Genomic DNA, 18,516 nt, shown 5'->3' on the forward strand with positions numbered 1-18,516 from the left:
GGCAAGTTTTGCCTATTGTTTGTCGGCTGTTGCAACTGACGACCGACAAAACGTTGATTTGACTTGGAGGTAATCCGGCTCGTCTCATCAAAGTCCGTAAGCACTTTTAACATTGAGCAATAAATATTAATTTTTATTTGGCTTCACCCAAGGGGAAGCTACCTCGCTTCATCTGCTCTCGTTCAATCGCTTCAAACAAAGCCCGAAAATTCCCTTCTCCAAATCCTTCGGCTTCCTGGCGGCGTTCTATCAGTTCAAAGAAAAAGGTAGGCTGCTCAAAAATTGGTTGAGTGAAGGTCTGAAGTAGCAAGGCACGTCTTGATTTATCCTGCCAATCTACCAGAATTTCTTGGGCAGCAATTTCCTCGAATTCTGCTGCCGATAAGGGAAGTCCAGGATAGTTCAGCCGTAGCTGGGTGTAGTAGGTAGGAGGAATAGAGAGAAAAGATAAGCCTAGATTACGGAGTTGTGCGATCGCTTGTACAATCTGAGGGGTCTCTAAAGCAATGTGTTGGATACCTGGCCCCTGGTTGACATCCAGAAACTCCTGAATTTGAGAATTCGCTGATGCTGGTTCATTGATAGGAAGTTGCAAACCACTTTTGGGGTGAACCATCACCTGAGAGCGAAGTCCTGAATTATCCGTTTGAATCGTAAACCGCTGCTGCCGTCGGAATCCCAAAACATTTTCATACCAATCAAGAGCAAGTTCTAGGTCACCAGCACCAACATTTAACACAACGTGATCGATACCAGCAAATAGTTCAGAGTTCCTGATCAACTGTAAGGGTAATCTTTCTGGAGTTGCCTTTGGCTCAGTAGAGGGGAAAGATTTAGTGGTAAATTCTGAGGCGAGAAATGCTGGTAACAAAGGAGTATTGCCAATACGCTCAGTTAGCGTATGACTCAAGGAACCCCAAGCCGCAATTTTCGCCCATTTCCAGCCGCCTTGAGCAAGCAACTGCTGTTGAACAGGTTCTAAGACTTTTGCCCCGTTAGCAACAGCCTTCTCCATCAAACCTTCCAAATCTGAAACGACAAAGGCAATATCAGCAACACCGGGAGGATGGAGACGTAAAAACTGGGCAACGGGACTTTCTGAGGTAAGAGGGGAAGATAGAACGATGTAAACTACATTACTTTTTACTGCTGTTGTGAGAGTATGGCGGCTTACACTAGATGCCAAGGCTTGAAAGCCCATGTGCTTCACAAACCAGTCGCGGGAGGCGCTGGCATCTTCTACATAGAAGTGAATGTGATCAATTTTCATGCCTTATTCCATCAGAGGGCTTGCCTGCTTGTCAATTTTGCCGTTTTTTGAAGATTTACAGGTCATTCCCAAGAAAGAAGGAACTTTGTTCCCCCTACGCATTACCCAAAGCTTGAGTGAGGACATGCTACACAAACGCTATCGTCACATGAGAAAAATAACAGAAGTTACGCAGTTAATCGTAAAAGCCTGATTCTCTCTTAGCGACTTTATCCGGCATTTTATTTTACATTTCTTTACTACTTACTCATCTTATTCATAAATGACCAGGAGTTACGCAGTTAATCAGTGAAAGCCTGATTTTGCCGTAGGACTTGGTATTGCCAAGCCCTACAGCGTGTTGAAGTGCGTCAGTACTGTTCAATTAAATGCGAGAGTAGCTAATTTTTAACAAACGCTTGTACTCGTTCCATAACCTGCCACAAGGACGCTACCATCTCTTTTGCCCCATCCAATGACTGTTGTCGTGCCATTCCCTCTAGTTCTCTTGCGATCGCAGACATTGCCGGAACACCGATATTAGCAGCGGAGCCTTTGAGACGATGAGCATAATGTTCAACGAGAGAAGAATCGATCTCTAAAATTGCACGTTCTAGTGCCTCTAAATCTTTAGGTGTTGTCTCTAGAAAAATCTGTAGCAGTCGCTGTTGGATAGCCACTTTGCCGCGAGATATTCTCTCTAAACGAGCTAAATCAATGGGAGGAGAAGAATCTTGTCGGTCAGTTACATCTTGGCTTGCATCTAAGAGTTCACTCGGATGAGTCGCCTGTTCCTCATTACTAGTTCCGCCTTCCACTGGCGACGGTAGCCAACGCTGAATTACCCTAGCTAAATCTTCCTGTTCAAGCGGCTTACTGAGATAGTCATCCATGCCTACCTCCAAACATTTATCACGATCAGCCAACATTGCATTAGCGGTTAGGGCAATCACAACTGTATGTCGTTTATTTCCTTCGTGGTGACGTAGTTCTTGGGTTGTTGTGTAGCCGTCCATAACAGGCATTTGGCAGTCCATTAGCACCAGATCATAATCTTGCTTCTTGAGCAACTCTAAGGCTTCCACACCATTAGTGACACAATCAGCTTCATAACCCAGCATTTGCAATTGGTTCAAAATTACCGCTTGATTAATTGAATTGTCTTCTGCTACCAAAATTTTTAGATTCTCTTTTCCAGTAGATTTAAGGTTAACGACGGCTAATTCCTGGGGCTTACACTCTAAAATTTTTGCTGTCTGGAATTCGGATATAGGTGTAGCCGCTACCTGTTTATCAAACTCGATTTGGAACCAAAACGTTGAACCTTTGTCAACCACACTTTCAGCCCCAATCTTCCCTTCCATGAGTGACACAAGCTGTTGACAAATGGCTAATCCTAAACCAGTACCTCCATACTCTCGGCTAGTTGAAGCATCGACTTGGGAAAAAGATTGAAAGAGTTTTTGCATTCCCTCATCAGGAATGCCAATACCAGTATCAATAATAGCGAAATGAATAATAGCTGTTTTATCGGTTTCTGATTGTAATGTAGTTTTTATCTTAACGTTTCCTGTAAGGGTAAACTTAATCGCGTTACTCAGTAGATTTAATAATATTTGGCGCAATCGCCCTGAGTCACCTTGTAGTATTTTTGGTAATTTATCGTCAAACTCTATAATTAGTTCTATCTCTTTAGCATCGGCTTGAGGCGTAAGTAAATCTACGACTTCTTCAATACATTTATAAAGGTCAAACTCTAATATTTCTAAGTGCATTTCTCCGGCTTCAAGTTTCGAGAAGTCGAGAATGTCATTAATGATGCTGAGCAAATGCTTAGCACTTGTGCGGATGGTTTGAGCGTATTCGAGTTGTTGGGCGCTGAGGTCTGTTTGCAGGAGTAAGCCGGCCATCCCTAGTACCCCATTCATGGGAGTACGAATTTCATGGCTCATATTTGCCAAAAATTGCGATTTGACCTGCGCTGCTTCTAGAGCAGCTTCTCGTGCTTTTACCAAGTCATCTATGCGGTCATCAACGATAATAATGCCACCAATTTGATTATCTGAGGTATACCAAGGTTGGACTGCCCAACGAGAATAGAAAAGTGAGCCATCGTTTCGTTCCCATTTATCTTCAGAACGAGAAACAAATTGTCCTTGTAAACCTTGCTGATGGGCAACTTTCCACTCTTCTTTTAGGTCTGGAAAAATATCATAATGACACTGCCCTAAGACTGAGTGATTTTCTACTCCTAAATCAGTTAGCCACTTGTGACTGTAGGCGAGATAGCACATGTGCGTATCAAACATCGCTATAGCTATCGGGGCATTTTTAATCACTTGTCGCAGTTGTTCGCGTTCTCGTTCTACGGTAAGTTCGGCTTGCTTACGTTGGGTAATGTCTACCCCCATACCCCATCCTGCCCAACCTGGAATAGGAAAGCGATCGCTAATATTTGACCAGACTACTGTTTTGAGGTTACCGTCTTTACAAGGGATTTCCCATTCGCGATCGCGGTAGTTATTTTCTTGAGATTCTACTTCTACAATTGCGGCGCTACTTTCTCCTGTTGGATCACGACTCTCTAAACGATATCCCCTTCGTCCTTTCTCCCCCACCCCTCCATAAAATAATTCTCTAGCCTGGGGAAGTGCAGTAATTTCCTCTTTGGTATATCCTGTAACTCTTTCACATTCACGATTCCAGACGATGATGTTGCCGTTTGTGTCAAATGCTGCCATCATCACTGGCATATTCTCTAGCACTGTGCGGAGACGTTGTTCACTTTCTTGGATAACATTGGAGGCTTCATCTCTTTGCAACTGGTTAATATAAGCTTTGGAATGGTAGCGAATGCGGGCAACAAGTTCAACTTGCTCAGGCAATTTCACTAAGTAATCATTAGCCCCCGCAGCAAAGGCTTCGGCTTTTAAATTTGCCTCTTCCTTGGCTGATAGGACAATCATTGGAATCTCGCGGGTTGCTGCATTCGCTCGAAAGAAACGCAGTAATAATAATCCATCAATTTCAGGCATGACTAAATCTTGTAGGATTACTGTTGGTGCAATCTCTGTTGCCTGTTGCACAGCTTGAATTGGATCACTACAGTAGTGGAAAATAATATCCTCTTCAGTGGCTAACATCCGGCGCACCGCCTCCCCAATTAGAGGCTGATCATCAATGAGTAAGACTGTAATTGGGTGTTCCTTTAAAAATGAATGAGGTAGGGTCGCCATATCAACACAAATATTAAGGATTAAACGTTGAAAATAAATAGCTGGATGATACTATTAATTAGTCTATTAATTTTGACCAATTTTCTTCCATCCAGGATTTAGACTTTAATATCTGAAATTTTTTTGACAAGAGCAGAAGCGATCGCCTCAACTGGCAAAACCTCTGTGACTGCCCCCAACTCCACTGCTGCTTTTGGCATCCCATAAACGACACAACTACTTTGATTTTGGGCAATCGTATGCCAACCCGCAGAGCGCAACAAGCCTAAACCCATGGCACCATCTCGTCCCATACCCGTCAGCAGTACCCCAACTCCCTTTCCTCGCCAGTGCTTAGCCGCGCTTTTGAAAAAAACATCCACTGAGGGACGGTAAGCATAATTACGGGGTTCTTTAATGTAGTTGAGCGTTAGATCGGACTGCAAAACTAGGTGGTCGTTGGTTCTAGCTACCAAAACTTTACCGACCTCTGGCTGACAAAGCGCCATAGCCACTTGAACAGGTAAGGCAGATTGAGCATTTAACCATTCCGCTAATCCCGGCGCAAATTGCTCATCAACGTGCTGAATAATGACAACAGCCGCAGGAAAATCTTTGCTAAGGCGAGTAAGGATAGCTGCGATCGCTTGGGGGCCACCTGTAGAAGCGCCAATCACTACTAGAGGAGGGCTTCGTTTGGGTTGAGAACTGAATTCCAACATCGATCGCCTTTGAGACGACCTTGCTGGTGATTTACCAATCAATTTGCTGATTGTGGCAATTTTCGCTAGCAAACTCGCCCCACCTTCAGGGTAGCCGCTAGTCCCCAAAATAGGAGTATTGACTACATCTAGCGCCCCATACCCCATCGCTTCAAACACTTTAGACGAATGACCCATCACTGTAGAAGTCACAATTAAAATCGCGCAGGGAGAGTGACTCATAATCCGGCGTGTCGCCTCAACCCCATCCATCACTGGCATAATCAAATCCATCAAAATTAAGTCTGGGGTATCTTTGGCGCATTTCATGACAGCTTGCGCCCCATCACGGGCACTCCAAGCAATTACATAGTTTGGAACAGTCCTTATGATGCGCCGCAGGGCTTCTGTGGCGATTAATGTATCGTTAACAATAGCAATTCGCATTATTGGTTTTTGGTTTTTAGTTTTTGGCTAGAAGCTTTGTTAAGGGGTTTTAGAAGGGCGTTTAGTTTGGGTGACAGGTTCTCAATACTTGCTCGGTGTGTTTATTTTCTCACTTGCTAATAACCCTTGCTAAAAACTAGTAACCAACAACCAACAACCAACAACTAACGACTAATTCCTCCCTTCACCAATTAAATCAATTACAGCTTCCAACAGTGTATCATCGTGAAAACTGCTCTTTGTTAAATAATAATTTGCCCCGACATCTAATCCTCTAATAAAGTCTTCTTCACGGTCTTTATAGGAAACAATAATTACAGGTAATGAATTAAGACTAGAATTTTGTTTAATCTGACTGACTAGTTCAATGCCATTCATCCGTGGCATATCAATATCCGTGATTACCAAATCATAATGATTTATGCGAATGGCATTCCAGGCATCCATGCCGTTAACAGCTACTTCAACTTCATACCCTTGATTCTCTAAGAGCTTGCGTTCAACCTCTCGCACCGTAATTGAGTCATCAACAACTAGAATACGAAGGGGTTGTTTGGGTTGAGTTGTAGAAGTTTGTGCAATCTTACTAAGCTCTCTGGCTACTAGCAGTTTATCAATGGAACGTACTAAATCATCAACATCCACAATTAAGACAACAGAACCATCTTCCATTAAGGCTGCCGCATTAATATCCTGTACTTTTCCTAGACGGGGGTCTAAAGGTCTAACAACTAAATCTTGGGCGCCTAAAAATCGATCGACAACTACACCATAACGGTTTGAGCGAGGCGATCGCGATATGGCTAGCGCTTCGTTGTCACTATCGTGGCTGTTTCCGGCAGAGGTTGCCACTGAGTAAGGTTGTACACTATCGCTAATTACAACAACCGGAAAAACCTCTAGTTTTGCTTGCTCTGAATTTGTAGTTAAATCTAAAACCTGATGAGCGGTAATCAAGCCAATATTTTGCTCATCAATTCTTGTAAACTGACGATTCTCAACCGTAAATATATCCGTTTGAGGAACCATTAAAAGGCGATCAATTCGTGTCAGGGGGAAAGCATAAGCCTCCTTTGAGATTTCCACGACTAAGGTACGGATAACAGATAATGTCAGTGGTAATTGCAAGTAAAAGTTCATGCCCCTTGAGGCACCCGATGTCGCTCTCAGGACACCACCTACCTGCTGTACCATACTTTGAACAATATCTAACCCCACACCACGCCCAGAAATTTCTGTGATTGTGTTAGCTGTTGAAAATCCCGGTAGAAACAAAAAATCTATGAGTTCGGCTTCTGTAAGCTGTTCAGCTATCTTGGTACTCACCATTCCCTTACTTACAACTTTTTGGCGTAGCTGTTCTAAGTTCACCCCTCGACCATCATCAGAAGCTGTGATTAATAACATCCCAGCTTGATGCCTTGCTTCAAGGCGGATGGTTCCCGTTTCAGGTTTTCCTAGACGCGATCGCTCTTCAGGTGACTCGATGCCATGATCGATCGCATTACGCAAGATATGAGTCAGTGGAGCCTCTAATTTTTCTAAAATATCTCGGTCTATCTGTGTCGATTTACCCAAAATTTCAAAATTAATTTGCTTGCCGAGTTGTCTAGCTAAATCCCGAACCATCCGAGGAAATCCCTCAACCCCATCGGCAAACGGTCGCATTTGGGTAGCGATGACTTCACGATACAGTCGATCTGAAAGATTGGCAGAACGACGTGCAAAAAGTTCTAATTCATCCAGACGTTCTGTCAGAATCTGATAGCATTCATTAGCCTTTTGGTGAGTTGTATTTAGCTGTGAATCAAGGCGTTGATTAAGTGGTAAATCTGCCAACATCACCTGAAGCTTTTCCACGTCCTTCGATAGTGAGTTTTGATGCCGCCTGAGTTTCTGCAAGGAATCTCTAAAAGGTAGCAACCAGTTGGCCTCGACTAAAGATTCACCCGCCAAACCCATGAGGCGGTTTAAGTTTTCCCCACTGACTCGTACTCCTCGCTCTGTGCTATGAGAGGATTTAGAGTTTGGGACGTGAGGATCGGCAGTTTCCTCCAACCTTAAGTAACGTCCAGGACGTTGGACTGGGGATTGTTCCTCTTGTGCTGAGTGTTGAGTACTGAGTGCGGAGGACTTCTCTTCTATCGAAGCTGGCTTTTGTTGAACAGTTATCCCTTGTCCTGAACGCTGATTTTCATCCGTCTCTACAACTTTGCTTGCCTGGACAAGCATCGCCTGAATCACAGCGACTACAATTTCAACTTCGGCTTGCTGTGCGGATAACCAATTCTCCGAATCGGTATCGGGAACTTGAGCAATGCGAAGAAGTAAATCAACCCCTTGCAACAAACTATCAATTTGATCTGATGAAAGAGCAATGCTTCCTTGTTGAGCGGCGACAAAGCAGTCTTCCATGACATGAGCGACTTTCACCGCTGGCTCAACTTGAACAATCCGAGCTGCACCCTTGATTGAATGAGCCGCACGCATCAGAGCGCTAAGGGCTTCCGTCGGATCTGGCTGGGTTTCCAGTGCCAAAAGGTTATCATTTAGTGCGGCAGCTTGTGTTTCCACCTCCATGCGGAATAAATCCAGCATGGAGAAATTGCTTAAATCCTGATTTGTCATGCTCACAAGAGTTTCTTGTTGAGAGTGTAAAACAATAACTCATCGTCTAGGTAACTCACACTTGTGTTCTGCCAGTTAATGATGGCAGTGGTGTAAGTACCTGCGGTTTTAGAAACAGTTGCAGGGACATTTTGTAATTCATCTAAGTGAACGCGGTGAATTCCATAGATCTCATCAACTGGAAACACCCAGCGATCGCCTTCTTTTTGGACTACAACCATCCGTTGATAGATAATTGGGTTAATCGTTTGGCTAGAGGCAGTGGCTTCTAGTCCCAGAAATTCACTTAGGGAAATGCAAATATGAATTTCACCCCGGATGCTTACAACACCGAGAAGAACGTTGTTGCTGCGGTGGGGTAGGGTATGAATCGCGGAAGGTTCTGTGATTTCTGTGAAGGTATAGGCGGGGAGAGCTAACCATTCTCCTTTTAGGCGAAAGATGCCTATAGAGATTGTATCAACTGCCTGTTCGTCCTTTTCCTGGGTGAGTGAGTGAGTTAACTCATCCCGATAGCCTGCTGGCGCTTCACGTTCGAGTAATCTGCGTCCGGCGGTGGCATAGGCGGGACAGTTGTGACAATGAGAATAGGCTAGGAGTTCTGGACAATTGCGATCGCCCCAAACCCCAATTTGATTCCAGCAATCAGGGTTCATTGGTTGTTGGTTGTTAGTTGTTAGTTATTCGTTGTTGGTTGTTAAGTACAGGACTTATGCTTTCTCCACCTTTCTTACCTATTCCCAAAAACCCAGAACTTTGTGCCTCACAAGTATGAGAAGTGCTATATCATCTGATTACTAACTTTAAAGCTTGATGTTTCTTGGCGTAAGTTTTGTGCCGCATCATCGAGTTGCTCAAGGGCGTTATTCGTCTCCCGTAAAGCATCAGCCGTTTGTAATGAAGCTTCTCTTAGTTGAATCATTGCTTCACTTATTTGTTGTGCGCTTTGAGACTGTGTATTCATACCCTGACCAACGAGTTCAAAACGTGGAGTTAAGGACTGTACTTGCTCGATAATCTGCCCAAGCTGTGAACCAATATTTCCTACATCCTCAACACCTCGTTGAACTTCTTTTGTGAATTTATCCATTTCCATCACTCCTGTGGAAACGGCTGATTGCATTTCCTTAACCATGCTCTCGATATCTAGAGTAGCCACTGCTGTCTGGTCAGCAAGTCGGCGAATTTCTCTAGCAACAACAGCAAATCCTAAGCCATATTCTCTAGCTTTTTCCGCTTCAATCGCTGCATTCAGGGAGAGCAAGTTGGTCTGATCGGCTACCTTGGTGATAGTTGAAACAATGCTGTTGATATTATTGGCTTTTTCACTAATTACCCCCAATCTTGCAGAAATAGATGTAGTCGCTTCTGCAAGTTTACGCATTGTTGATTGCATCCGGATTAAGTCTTTTTGTCCTCGACTAGCTGCATTAGCAGTAGATTGTGAGAGGTCAGTTACCTCATCCATCGTTTTCACAAGTTCATCGGAATTTATTGCAATCTCACGCGCTGTGGCAACAACTTCATTGGTTGAAGCAAGCTGTTCCGTGATGGCTGCTTCTAGTTCCTTACCACTAGCTGCAATTTGGGTAGTAGACGTGGTGATTTGAATACCAGACTGCTGCACTTGGCGAATTAATGAATTCAAGTTTTGCGTCATGACATGAAAGGCAGCTAGCAATTTTCCGATCTCATCTCGCTCGCTAGCCAACTCGACTTGGCTTGTCAGGTCACCTTCTGAGATTCTTTCAGCAACTTCCACTACTCCTGTAATTTTTTTACCTAATGGTCTAGCAATGGTATTGCTAAAGTAAATCCCAAAAAGTATAGCTGTCAGAGGACCAATCAATATACCAAGGATTACCCAGAATGTAATTTGACTAACATCTTGAAATGCTAATTTTCTTGCTCTTATTCCTAGGTTTTGATTAAGGTTAATTAATTCATCAAGTGATGCTTTGACAGCATTATATGCTGGCTCTTTCTGAATAAGGGTTTGATCGACCATGCGATCGACAAGTTGGCTTGCTGCTGCTGCCGCAGCAAATTCTGGAGAATTTTCTCGTCCTTGAGTTAGCAAATTAATTTGTGTTTTGAAAGGGCTAACGGTTCTAGAGCGCTCAAATTCAGTATTCAGTTGCCGAAACTCTTCTGAGGTTTGCTGCCAACGCTCCCAATTTCGCAGAAAGCTTTTGTAGAGTCGATCTTCTTCGGAACTGCGGGGAAGCGCTTCGTAGGCTTCAAAATTTGTGTTAACTTGCTGTTGAGCTGTCTCAATTGCAGTAGCTAAAGCGTCTCTTTGCTCTCGATCTAAGCGGGTATTAAGCAATCCTCGTTCAGCGGATTGGATTTCTGTTTGTCCGGTATCGATATGCAATAGTGCGATCGCGCTTGGCATTGCATTGTCTCCAATTGTCTGGATATGCCTAGTCAGCCGCGAAGTCCCACTCCAACCGATTAAAGCAATAACTAATACAATCAGACCCATAAATAGGAAGGCACTGAACAATTGCCTTTTTAAGGTCATTCCTTGAAACATTTGTCTACTGCCCGTTATCTCTTTTGACGTTAACGATTCACTTTAACAATCACCCTACTCTTTCAATCGTTGAATTCGCTGTCGTAGGATTGCAGCACCTTTGGTATCTCCTTGGTGTTCTTTGAGTAAAGCTAGAAGGATGAGTGCTTCATAGTAATTAGGTTTTAGGTAAATCGCTTTTTGCAAACACTCAAGTGCTTGCGCCTGATTACCTGCTGCCTGACGTACCTGTCCTAAGAGTAGATAAGCCTCGGCACTGGTACGGTTTTGACTCAGGTAAGTTTCGCATAGCGCGGCAGCTTCATTCAACTGCCCTTGATCGGCTAAAGTCTTTGCTCTTTCTATTGTTGGTTGTTGGTTACCTGTGGTTACAGATGTCTGAGAAGTCGTAGGGTTTTTCGGTTCAAGTGCGACATCTTGATTACCCCCAACCTTAATGCTATTGGGATGGGGTAGATCTAAGCGGCATTCCCTACCAGGAAACAGGGGAACTGGACTTTCCTCTCCACCCTTCTCATTCTCCCCTAAGAGGGGAGAGGACAGAGGACGAAGCCTTTTATTCGCGAGAGGGGTTGGGGAAGAGGTTAATCGAGAGGACGTATTAGAGGAATCTTTTGTCGAGGACTGAGGTAATGGTGTGACAGCTTTCCGGAAGGCAAAGGCTAAGGGATGACGAACTCGAATAAAGCGGGATAGTGAGACTTGTTGGGTTTCTGAATGCCCAACAAACAATAACCCGTTTTCAGTTAATAGCTGGTACAAAACCTGAATTGTTCGTTCCCTTGCTGGTTGAGCTAAGTAAATCAGAACATTACGGCAAAAAATGATTTGATACGGTGCTCTTTCAAAAAAAAACTGAGGTTCTAGTAGGTTGCCGTGAAAGAAGTGAACGGCACAGCGAATTGCCTCAGATAGTTCATAGCTATTTCCAGTTTGAGTAAAATAGCTCTTACGTAGGGAGAGGGTGTCGCCTCGGAAAGAATTCTGGCTGTAAATGCCACGTTTGGCACGGCATAATGATTTTTGACTAATGTCAACAGCATCGATGCTGAAATGTTTTGAAGATAACCCAGCTTCTAAAAGAGCGATCGCAATTGAATAAGGTTCCTCTCCCGTTGAGCAAGGGACACTCAATACACGTAGTATGCTGTTTGGGTTGGTTGGTTGCCACTGGGTCTTGACATATTGACGCAAAAACGCAAAGCTTTCGCGATCGCGGAAAAACCAGGTTTCCGGTACGACGATGCTTTCAATGAGAGCCTCTAATTCCTGGGTTGAGGTCTGCAATCGAGCTAGATAAGTTGTTGGATTAGACAAACCACAATCTACCATGCGTTGATTCACGGCTCTAGAGATTGTGTTAGAGCCAATTGCTCCAGCCTCCAAGCCGATTTTCTGTTTGAGTAACGCTTCAATCGCTGCCTGTGACACTGAGTTGTTGGTTGTTGGTTGTTGGTTGTTAGGGGGTGCATCCCCGTATAGGAACCTTGTTGGGGTTGAATCGCTATTCTCATTCCTCCCAGTTCCCAGTCCCCATGAAAGGGATGTTCCTAACTGCCAAAGAAATTTTATCTTTTATAGCAGTTCTCAGATGAATGAGATACACGTTAGGGCTGTGAAACCTAGACAAAACAAGGAAAACAAAAAAGCTGATAGCTGATAGCTGACGGCTGACGGCTTTCTGCTATAACTACTCTAATTGTGGCAGTAAATATCTTTGTTGGGATTCTGATAGCAGCGATTCGACTTGAATACATTGAATCATTCCTTGCTCATCTATGAGAATTCCTCCAAGATAAGCGCCTGTACTAGCTTTAATATCTGGCTCAATTAAATCCGTTTCTTGCAGATTTAAGGTTTCCGTCACCCGTTCAGCAATCACTCCTAACAGGGATGATTTCTCTTCATCAAATGCGTAGTTAACTATGATAATTCGGGTACTTAAATAAGGTTGATATGAACTCCCTGAAAGTAATTGACATAAATCAATTACTGGTATGATTTTGCCCCGATAGTTCAGTAAGCCAGCAAGATATTTAGGCGATCGTGCTAGCTTTTTTAAGTCTACTAAAGAAATGACTTCTACAACCTGTCTAGCAGCAAGGGCATAGCGGTCATCACCGATATAGAAAAGTAACATCAACATTGACAGGAACCAGGGTAAGTAGGCGCAAAGATTAAACTTGATATAATTCTTTCTGTGACTGCACTAATGGATTTTAAAAACGAGTTTCTAGTTGTATGTCCAAAATGTGGTGCCTGTGCGCGAGTTCTGCCTATTGACCCTGAAAACTAAAGCGATCGCTCGAACAATACCTTTCAGTCGTATTATCGAATGCAGACATAATTTCGTCTTTTAAACTCAATCAGTGAGTACCCGAACGTAAAACATTATGACTTGTGAGCGTACCAAGCCCCTTCGCTCAACGCGGAGTCTCAATACCGTCAAACTCAGCTAGATAATTGCAGCAAGGGAGCCAGTGGCTCCCTTGTTTCTCACCCTTAAAGCGTTTTCTGTAACTGCTCGATCAGACCTTCAACATAATCCAGCGCACTATGAATAATTGAGTAATCGTCAATGTCTACACCAACATACTGAGACAGCGCATCCACCTGATCCAGGCTTCCCCCAGATGAAAGTAAATCCAGATAGCCACGAATGAAGTCTTTGCCAGTTTGTTGGTATTTTTGGTAACAAGCCAGACTGACAATATTGGAAGCTGTGTGCTGATAGCTAGAGAACGGCTTACAGAAAATTGAATTAATTCGTGCCCAGTCGTATTGGTGTTCTGGTAGCACTTCTACAACACCACCACAGAGTTCTCGATAAAACTCCATCCACTGTTCATTGACAAAGTTGTGGTCAAAACTGCCTTGGGAGGCGCGTTCGTGAATGGCAAGTTCCAAGCGACTAATCGTACTTTGACAAAACAGTCGGTTGAGTTGTTGTTCTAGTTGTTGTGTCAGCAAGACTTGGCGGAGGTGCTTGTCATCACCAGCTTTTTTGAGAAGATAGTCCAGCAACAACAGTTCATTGAAGCTTGAGGCAACTTCTGCCAACATCGCTGGTGGTTTGCTGTTGAAATACGTTTGGCGATCGCTTGTTAAGGCAAAGTGTAATCCATGCCCAACACCATGCGCCAGAGCAAACATCGACTTGTAATCTTCCGTATAAGAAAGCGATAGATAATTGTGCTTCCCGTAGGTAGGAAACTCACACTCACCACGGCGCTTCCCAGCACGCACCTTGGCATCAACCCAACCGTGGGCAAAAAATTCCTCTGCACGGTTGGCATAGAAGACATCGAACTGTCTGAGTGTTTCTAGTAGTGTCTCGACAGCAGTTCTATAGTCTATCGACGGTAGTCGCTCATTACTCGTTGTCCAAGGTGCGTAGAGATCACAAGTCCGAACGTTTTGTCCAATTGCTTCTCCCTTCAACTGGTAATAGCGTTGGAATAAGCCAAAGCGATCACTTGTGCCTTGCATGATGGCACGGAATAGTCCCTCTGATACTTCATCCACCACGAGATACTTCTGCAACGTTGAGGGGTAACCCCGCATCTGGTTCTCAAAATGGTGGTCTTGGGCAATTGTATTGAGAATAAAGCCATACAGGGTGTTGTGCTGCTGCATTACTTGCCGCACTGAACGATAAGCGTCGTAACGAACATCGGCTTCTGGGTGATAAAGCAGCGCCTCCAGTTCAGCCTCAGTCTTCACAATCTTGCCATCAGATGTTTTGACAGGTTCATAGTCCTGTTCACACAGATGAACTGAATGCAGTTGAATCAACGCCTGCCGTCCTGTCAGGTTGTCACGCTTCCGGGTTTGCTCTACCTCTTCAGAAAGCATGTGAGGGCGAGACTGAGCAATGCGGTTGAGGTAGCGATTGTATTTGCTTAAACTCGGTGACGCGAGTAATTTGTCAAACTCAACACTGCCTAAGTTCTGCAATTCCAACTCAAAGAACAGCAGTTGGTTATCAATGCGGGTAAGCGCTACCTTCATGTCGTTGAGGAATTGCTTCGCCTCACTGTTACGGCTATCTTTACAGAAGACAAGGCTAGGGAAGGCAAGGAGATGGTCTGCTTTCGTGGATATCGCCTCTAGCTGTTGTAGGCACCGAGCAAAGGCTTCTGGTGCCAGTTGGCTGACTTTACCTCGGTAATTTTGGCGAAATTCTGCGGTTTTCTGCTGGAGTGCTTGTAAATCCTGCTTGAGTTGTGGGTCGTCAAAGCCTCTGTAGAGGTCTGAAAGGTTCCATTCCTGAGGGACATCTAGTCTGGTACGAACGGATAATTGAGTCAAGGCACCGCTCCTTTTTTGTGTAGAAGAATTGTAAATGCTGACCCAGCGCTTAGAGGCGCAGTAGTACGAACACACCCTGACTAGTGGCTTTTAATCCACTAACTCGATTTGAAAGAGTAACAAAGGGTTTACCCTTTTTGCAAAGACTGAATAAACCCAAACTGGAGGCTACTCTTCTCACTCCTATTCAACGACAATTAGAGAAAAGTCCTTATCGAAGTAGAAAATTCTTTCCTCACTATTTATTTTTAACTGATTTTGTCACTTTCAGAACCATCCGAAGGAAGAATAAATTCTTCTAGCTTATTCAAATGGATTAAGCTCTTGGGTATAGTTAAACTTCATTAACATTTAGGGATCATGACTTTCCTCAGCTTTTTCCATTTCTTTACCCTGTCCTAACAGATGATTTGTAAAGTAAATATTAAGATATTGCCTCACCAAATCCAGCCGCAATCCTTCCTAGCTTCCTGTAAAAACAGCCGAATTACTTCATTAAGGAGTAACAAGTATAGCAGTCCTATTTGATTTCTAAACAAGACTGACAAGGGAGAGGTATTTGCATCTCATTTAGGATTGCTATATTTTCACTGACCGGTTTCAGGCAAATAGTATGCTGAACTACGAAAGGTATTACTGTGAGCTTGGAGTTTGGAATCAGTTGTAGTAGAGCGTCAACTGCTGTCTCCTTGTGACGGTTTACCGCCTCTTGAACGGTTGGGAAGCTCAACCACAAAATAAGGCTGCCTTTTCTATCATTAGAGATAGACCAAAAAATCTAAGTAGTACCTCGTGACGACCTCTGCAAAGACACTGACGCTCGTCAAAAATTCAGACCGCTTAGAAAAACGCCTCAAAGAGATTCCCCAAGAACCGGGGGTTTATCTAATGCGGGATTCAAGCGATCGCATTCTCTATATCGGCAAATCCAAAAAACTTCGCTCAAGGGTTCGTTCCTATTTCCGGGAGTCCCAGAAATTAAGCGATCGCATTGCGATGATGGTGCGACAAGTCGTTGAGATTGAGTTCATCGTCACCGACACCGAAGCCGAAGCCTTGGCACTCGAAGCGAATCTGGTCAAACAGCATCAGCCTTACTTCAACGTCCTGCTCAAGGATGATAAAAAGTATCCCTACGTCCTCGTTACCTGGTCAGAAGAATATCCCAGAATATTCATCACCCGCAATCGGCGTATCGCAAAGGAGAAAGACAAATACTACGGCCCCTTTGTTGATGCAGGTTTACTCCGAACAACCCTGCGCCTTGCCAAACGCCTCTTCCCGATGCGCCAGCGTCCACAACCGCTATTTAAAGACCGTCCTTGCCTGAACTATGATATGGGACGTTGCCCTGGTGTGTGTCAAAAGCTGGTTTCAACAGAAGAATACCGTAAGACCATCCAAAAGATTGCCATGGTCTTCCAAGGTCGAACCGGAGAATTGATTGATGTTCTAAAAGAGAACATGAATCAGGCGGCTGAGTCCCTGAACTTTGAAGCGGCGGCACGGATTCGTGACCAAATTGCCGGGATTAAATCGTTAGGGGCTGACCAAAAAGTTTCTTTACCCGATGATACAGTCTCGCGAGATGCGATCGCACTTGCGGCTGATAACCAACATGCTTGCATTCAGCTATTCCAGATTCGTGCAGGTCGTTTGGTTGGACGTTTGGGATTTTTCGCGGATGCTCAATCCGGGACTCCAGGTGCAATTTTACAACGGGTATTAGAGGAGCATTACCAAGCCGCTGACTCAGTGGAAATTCCCGCTGAAGTGTTGGTGCAGCATGAGTTGCCAGAAATGGACATGTTAGCGGAATATTTAAGCGATCGCAAAGGTCGCAAAGTCAGCATCCTCGCACCCCAACGGCAAACCAAAGCCGAACTCATTGAAATGGTCGAGCGCAATGCTAACTATGAACTAGAGCGTACCCAACGCTTTGCCGATCGCAATACCCAGGCAATGCAAGATTTAGCCGATATTGTGGACTTACCTGACTTACCGCACCGGATTGAAGGGTACGATATTTCTCATATCCAAGGGTCTAATGCTGTTGCCTCTCAAGTCGTCTTCGTTGACGGGACACCAGCAAAACAGCACTATCGCCACTACAAGATTAAAAACCCAGAGGTGCGATCGGGTCACTCAGATGACTTTGCCAGTCTTGCCGAAGTCATCCGTCGCCGCTTCCGTAAGTACGCGGAAGACCCACAATTGCAGCGAGTTGGAAATTCTGATTGGCCGGATTTAGTGATGATTGACGGTGGGAAAGGTCAGTTATCATCAGTGGTCGAAGTCTTGCAAGATATGAACTTGATGGAAGACTTGCGCGTTGTGAGTTTAGCCAAGCAGCGTGAGGAAATCTTCCTTCCTGGTGAATCATCACCACTACCAACTGAAGCCGAGCAACCGGGAGTGCAGTTGTTAAGGCGTTTACGAGATGAGGCACATCGTTTTGCTGTGACATTCCACCGTCAACAACGAAGTGATAAACTACGTCGTTCTCGTTTAGATGAAATTCCTGGCTTAGGTTTCCACCGACAAAAACTACTGTTGGCGCATTTTCGCTCAATTGATTATATTCGAGAGGCATCTCCAAAACAGTTGGCTGAGGTTTCGGGTATTGGCCCACGTTTAGCTCAAGAAATTTACGATTATTTCCACCCATGAAATTTAAACCAAGAGCGGTTCAAGAGGTTGGTACTTCACTGCTCTTGGTTTTGGTTTTGCTAGAAGTATTACTCACACTGATTTATCTTGCTGGGGTATTCCTCACGGGGAAAGCGTATCCCCTATTTGATATGGATGGATTAATGACCATTCCATCTTTATTCCAAGCATTTCAACTACTTCTGGTTGGCTTGATTGCACTAAGTTTGTTGATAATTCAGTCTCACTCATTCAAGCACCTCTCTCGATTATTTTTGTTGACTGTTGCTATCCTATTTATCTACGGAGCAATTGATGAAGTATTTAAAATCCATCTTCAGCTTCATAATCTGTTTCACACACCCAATAATCGAGACTGGTTGCCGTTTTATCTGGGTATCGGTGTAACAACAATCGTGATTTTTTACCGCGATTTTGTTGCAATCTGGCGATTTCACCAAAAGGCGATCGCATTTATCGCTCTCGGTATGGGAATATTTATTTTGGGTGGATTCGGCGCAGAGCTTTTAAAGCATGAGTTAGTCCACACAGTAGTTAGTCAAATTTCTCGGCAGGATGAGTTAATTCCGATCTTGGTGGAGAAGTTGAGGGTAGCTGTTGAGGAGTTTTCAGAACTGCTGGGTGAGAGTATTACGCTCTATGGTATTTTTCTATATGTTGCGAAGCGGCTGTCTGTAAATAATTATGAAGCCGCTAAATAAATCTGTGTAAGCCGTTTCAACATCAAACGAATCGTGTAAATTTCAACTATTAAAT

At 44.1% G+C, this 18,516-nt stretch carries 12 protein-coding genes; 3 read left to right on the forward strand and 9 right to left on the reverse strand.

Features of this window, described 5'->3' with window-relative positions:
- Positions 1–133 precede the first annotated feature (133 nt).
- Positions 134–1,270, reverse strand: a complete 1,137-nt coding sequence (hppD, locus tag H6F98_RS21930) for a 4-hydroxyphenylpyruvate dioxygenase (protein WP_192220839.1) — start codon at positions 1,268–1,270, stop codon at positions 134–136.
- Here hppD and H6F98_RS21935 point away from each other — a divergent pair.
- On the forward strand, positions 1,269–1,463 hold the full coding sequence (locus H6F98_RS21935) for a hypothetical protein (protein ID WP_192220840.1): 195 nt from the start codon (positions 1,269–1,271) through the stop codon (positions 1,461–1,463). The genes hppD and H6F98_RS21935 overlap by 2 nt on opposite strands.
- 187 nt (positions 1,464–1,650) lie before the next feature.
- On the opposite strand, the gene H6F98_RS21940 is transcribed toward H6F98_RS21935, so the two are convergent.
- From H6F98_RS21940 to H6F98_RS21975, 8 genes are all read right to left on the reverse strand, one after another.
- The gene (locus H6F98_RS21940) at positions 1,651–4,485 is read right to left on the reverse strand and encodes a response regulator (protein ID WP_192220841.1); all 2,835 of its coding nucleotides are present in this window, start codon (positions 4,483–4,485) and stop codon (positions 1,651–1,653) included.
- Positions 4,486–4,583: 98 nt separating this feature from the next.
- The gene (locus H6F98_RS21945) at positions 4,584–5,612 is read right to left on the reverse strand and encodes a chemotaxis response regulator protein-glutamate methylesterase (protein ID WP_192220842.1); all 1,029 of its coding nucleotides are present in this window, start codon (positions 5,610–5,612) and stop codon (positions 4,584–4,586) included.
- 171 nt (positions 5,613–5,783) lie between these two features.
- A complete protein-coding gene (locus H6F98_RS21950) occupies positions 5,784–8,240 on the reverse strand; it encodes a hybrid sensor histidine kinase/response regulator (RefSeq protein WP_242058644.1) in 2,457 nt (818 codons plus the stop codon).
- Between the two features lie 2 nt (positions 8,241–8,242).
- Complete coding sequence (locus H6F98_RS21955; RefSeq protein ID WP_192220843.1) at positions 8,243–8,896, reverse strand: chemotaxis protein CheW; 654 nt, start codon at positions 8,894–8,896, stop codon at positions 8,243–8,245.
- Between the two features lie 125 nt (positions 8,897–9,021).
- Positions 9,022–10,779 (reverse strand): methyl-accepting chemotaxis protein, encoded by a 1,758-nt coding sequence (locus tag H6F98_RS21960; RefSeq protein WP_192220844.1) that lies wholly within the window; start codon positions 10,777–10,779, stop codon positions 9,022–9,024.
- Positions 10,780–10,833: 54 nt separating this feature from the next.
- Positions 10,834–12,210 (reverse strand): protein-glutamate O-methyltransferase CheR, encoded by a 1,377-nt coding sequence (locus tag H6F98_RS21965; RefSeq protein ID WP_192220845.1) that lies wholly within the window; start codon positions 12,208–12,210, stop codon positions 10,834–10,836.
- Positions 12,211–12,469: 259 nt separating this feature from the next.
- On the reverse strand, positions 12,470–12,925 hold the full coding sequence (locus H6F98_RS21970; RefSeq protein WP_192220846.1) for a chemotaxis protein CheW: 456 nt from the start codon (positions 12,923–12,925) through the stop codon (positions 12,470–12,472).
- Between the two features lie 356 nt (positions 12,926–13,281).
- On the reverse strand, positions 13,282–15,090 hold the full coding sequence (locus tag H6F98_RS21975; RefSeq protein ID WP_192220847.1) for a M3 family oligoendopeptidase: 1,809 nt from the start codon (positions 15,088–15,090) through the stop codon (positions 13,282–13,284).
- Positions 15,091–15,882: 792 nt separating this feature from the next.
- Between H6F98_RS21975 and uvrC the strand changes: the two genes are divergently transcribed.
- Together uvrC and H6F98_RS21985 are read left to right on the forward strand one after the other, a co-directional pair.
- Positions 15,883–17,760, forward strand: coding sequence for an excinuclease ABC subunit UvrC (gene uvrC / locus H6F98_RS21980; protein WP_192220848.1), 1,878 nt, complete (start codon positions 15,883–15,885; stop codon positions 17,758–17,760).
- Complete coding sequence (locus H6F98_RS21985) at positions 17,757–18,461, forward strand: hypothetical protein (RefSeq protein ID WP_192220849.1); 705 nt, start codon at positions 17,757–17,759, stop codon at positions 18,459–18,461. The genes uvrC and H6F98_RS21985 overlap by 4 nt, the downstream gene beginning before the upstream one ends.
- Positions 18,462–18,516: the final 55 nt, after the last annotated feature.

The sequence above is a fragment of the Microcoleus sp. FACHB-SPT15 genome (genome assembly GCF_014849525.1).
GTDB classification, from domain to species: domain Bacteria; phylum Cyanobacteriota; class Cyanobacteriia; order Cyanobacteriales; family Coleofasciculaceae; genus Symplocastrum; species Symplocastrum torsivum.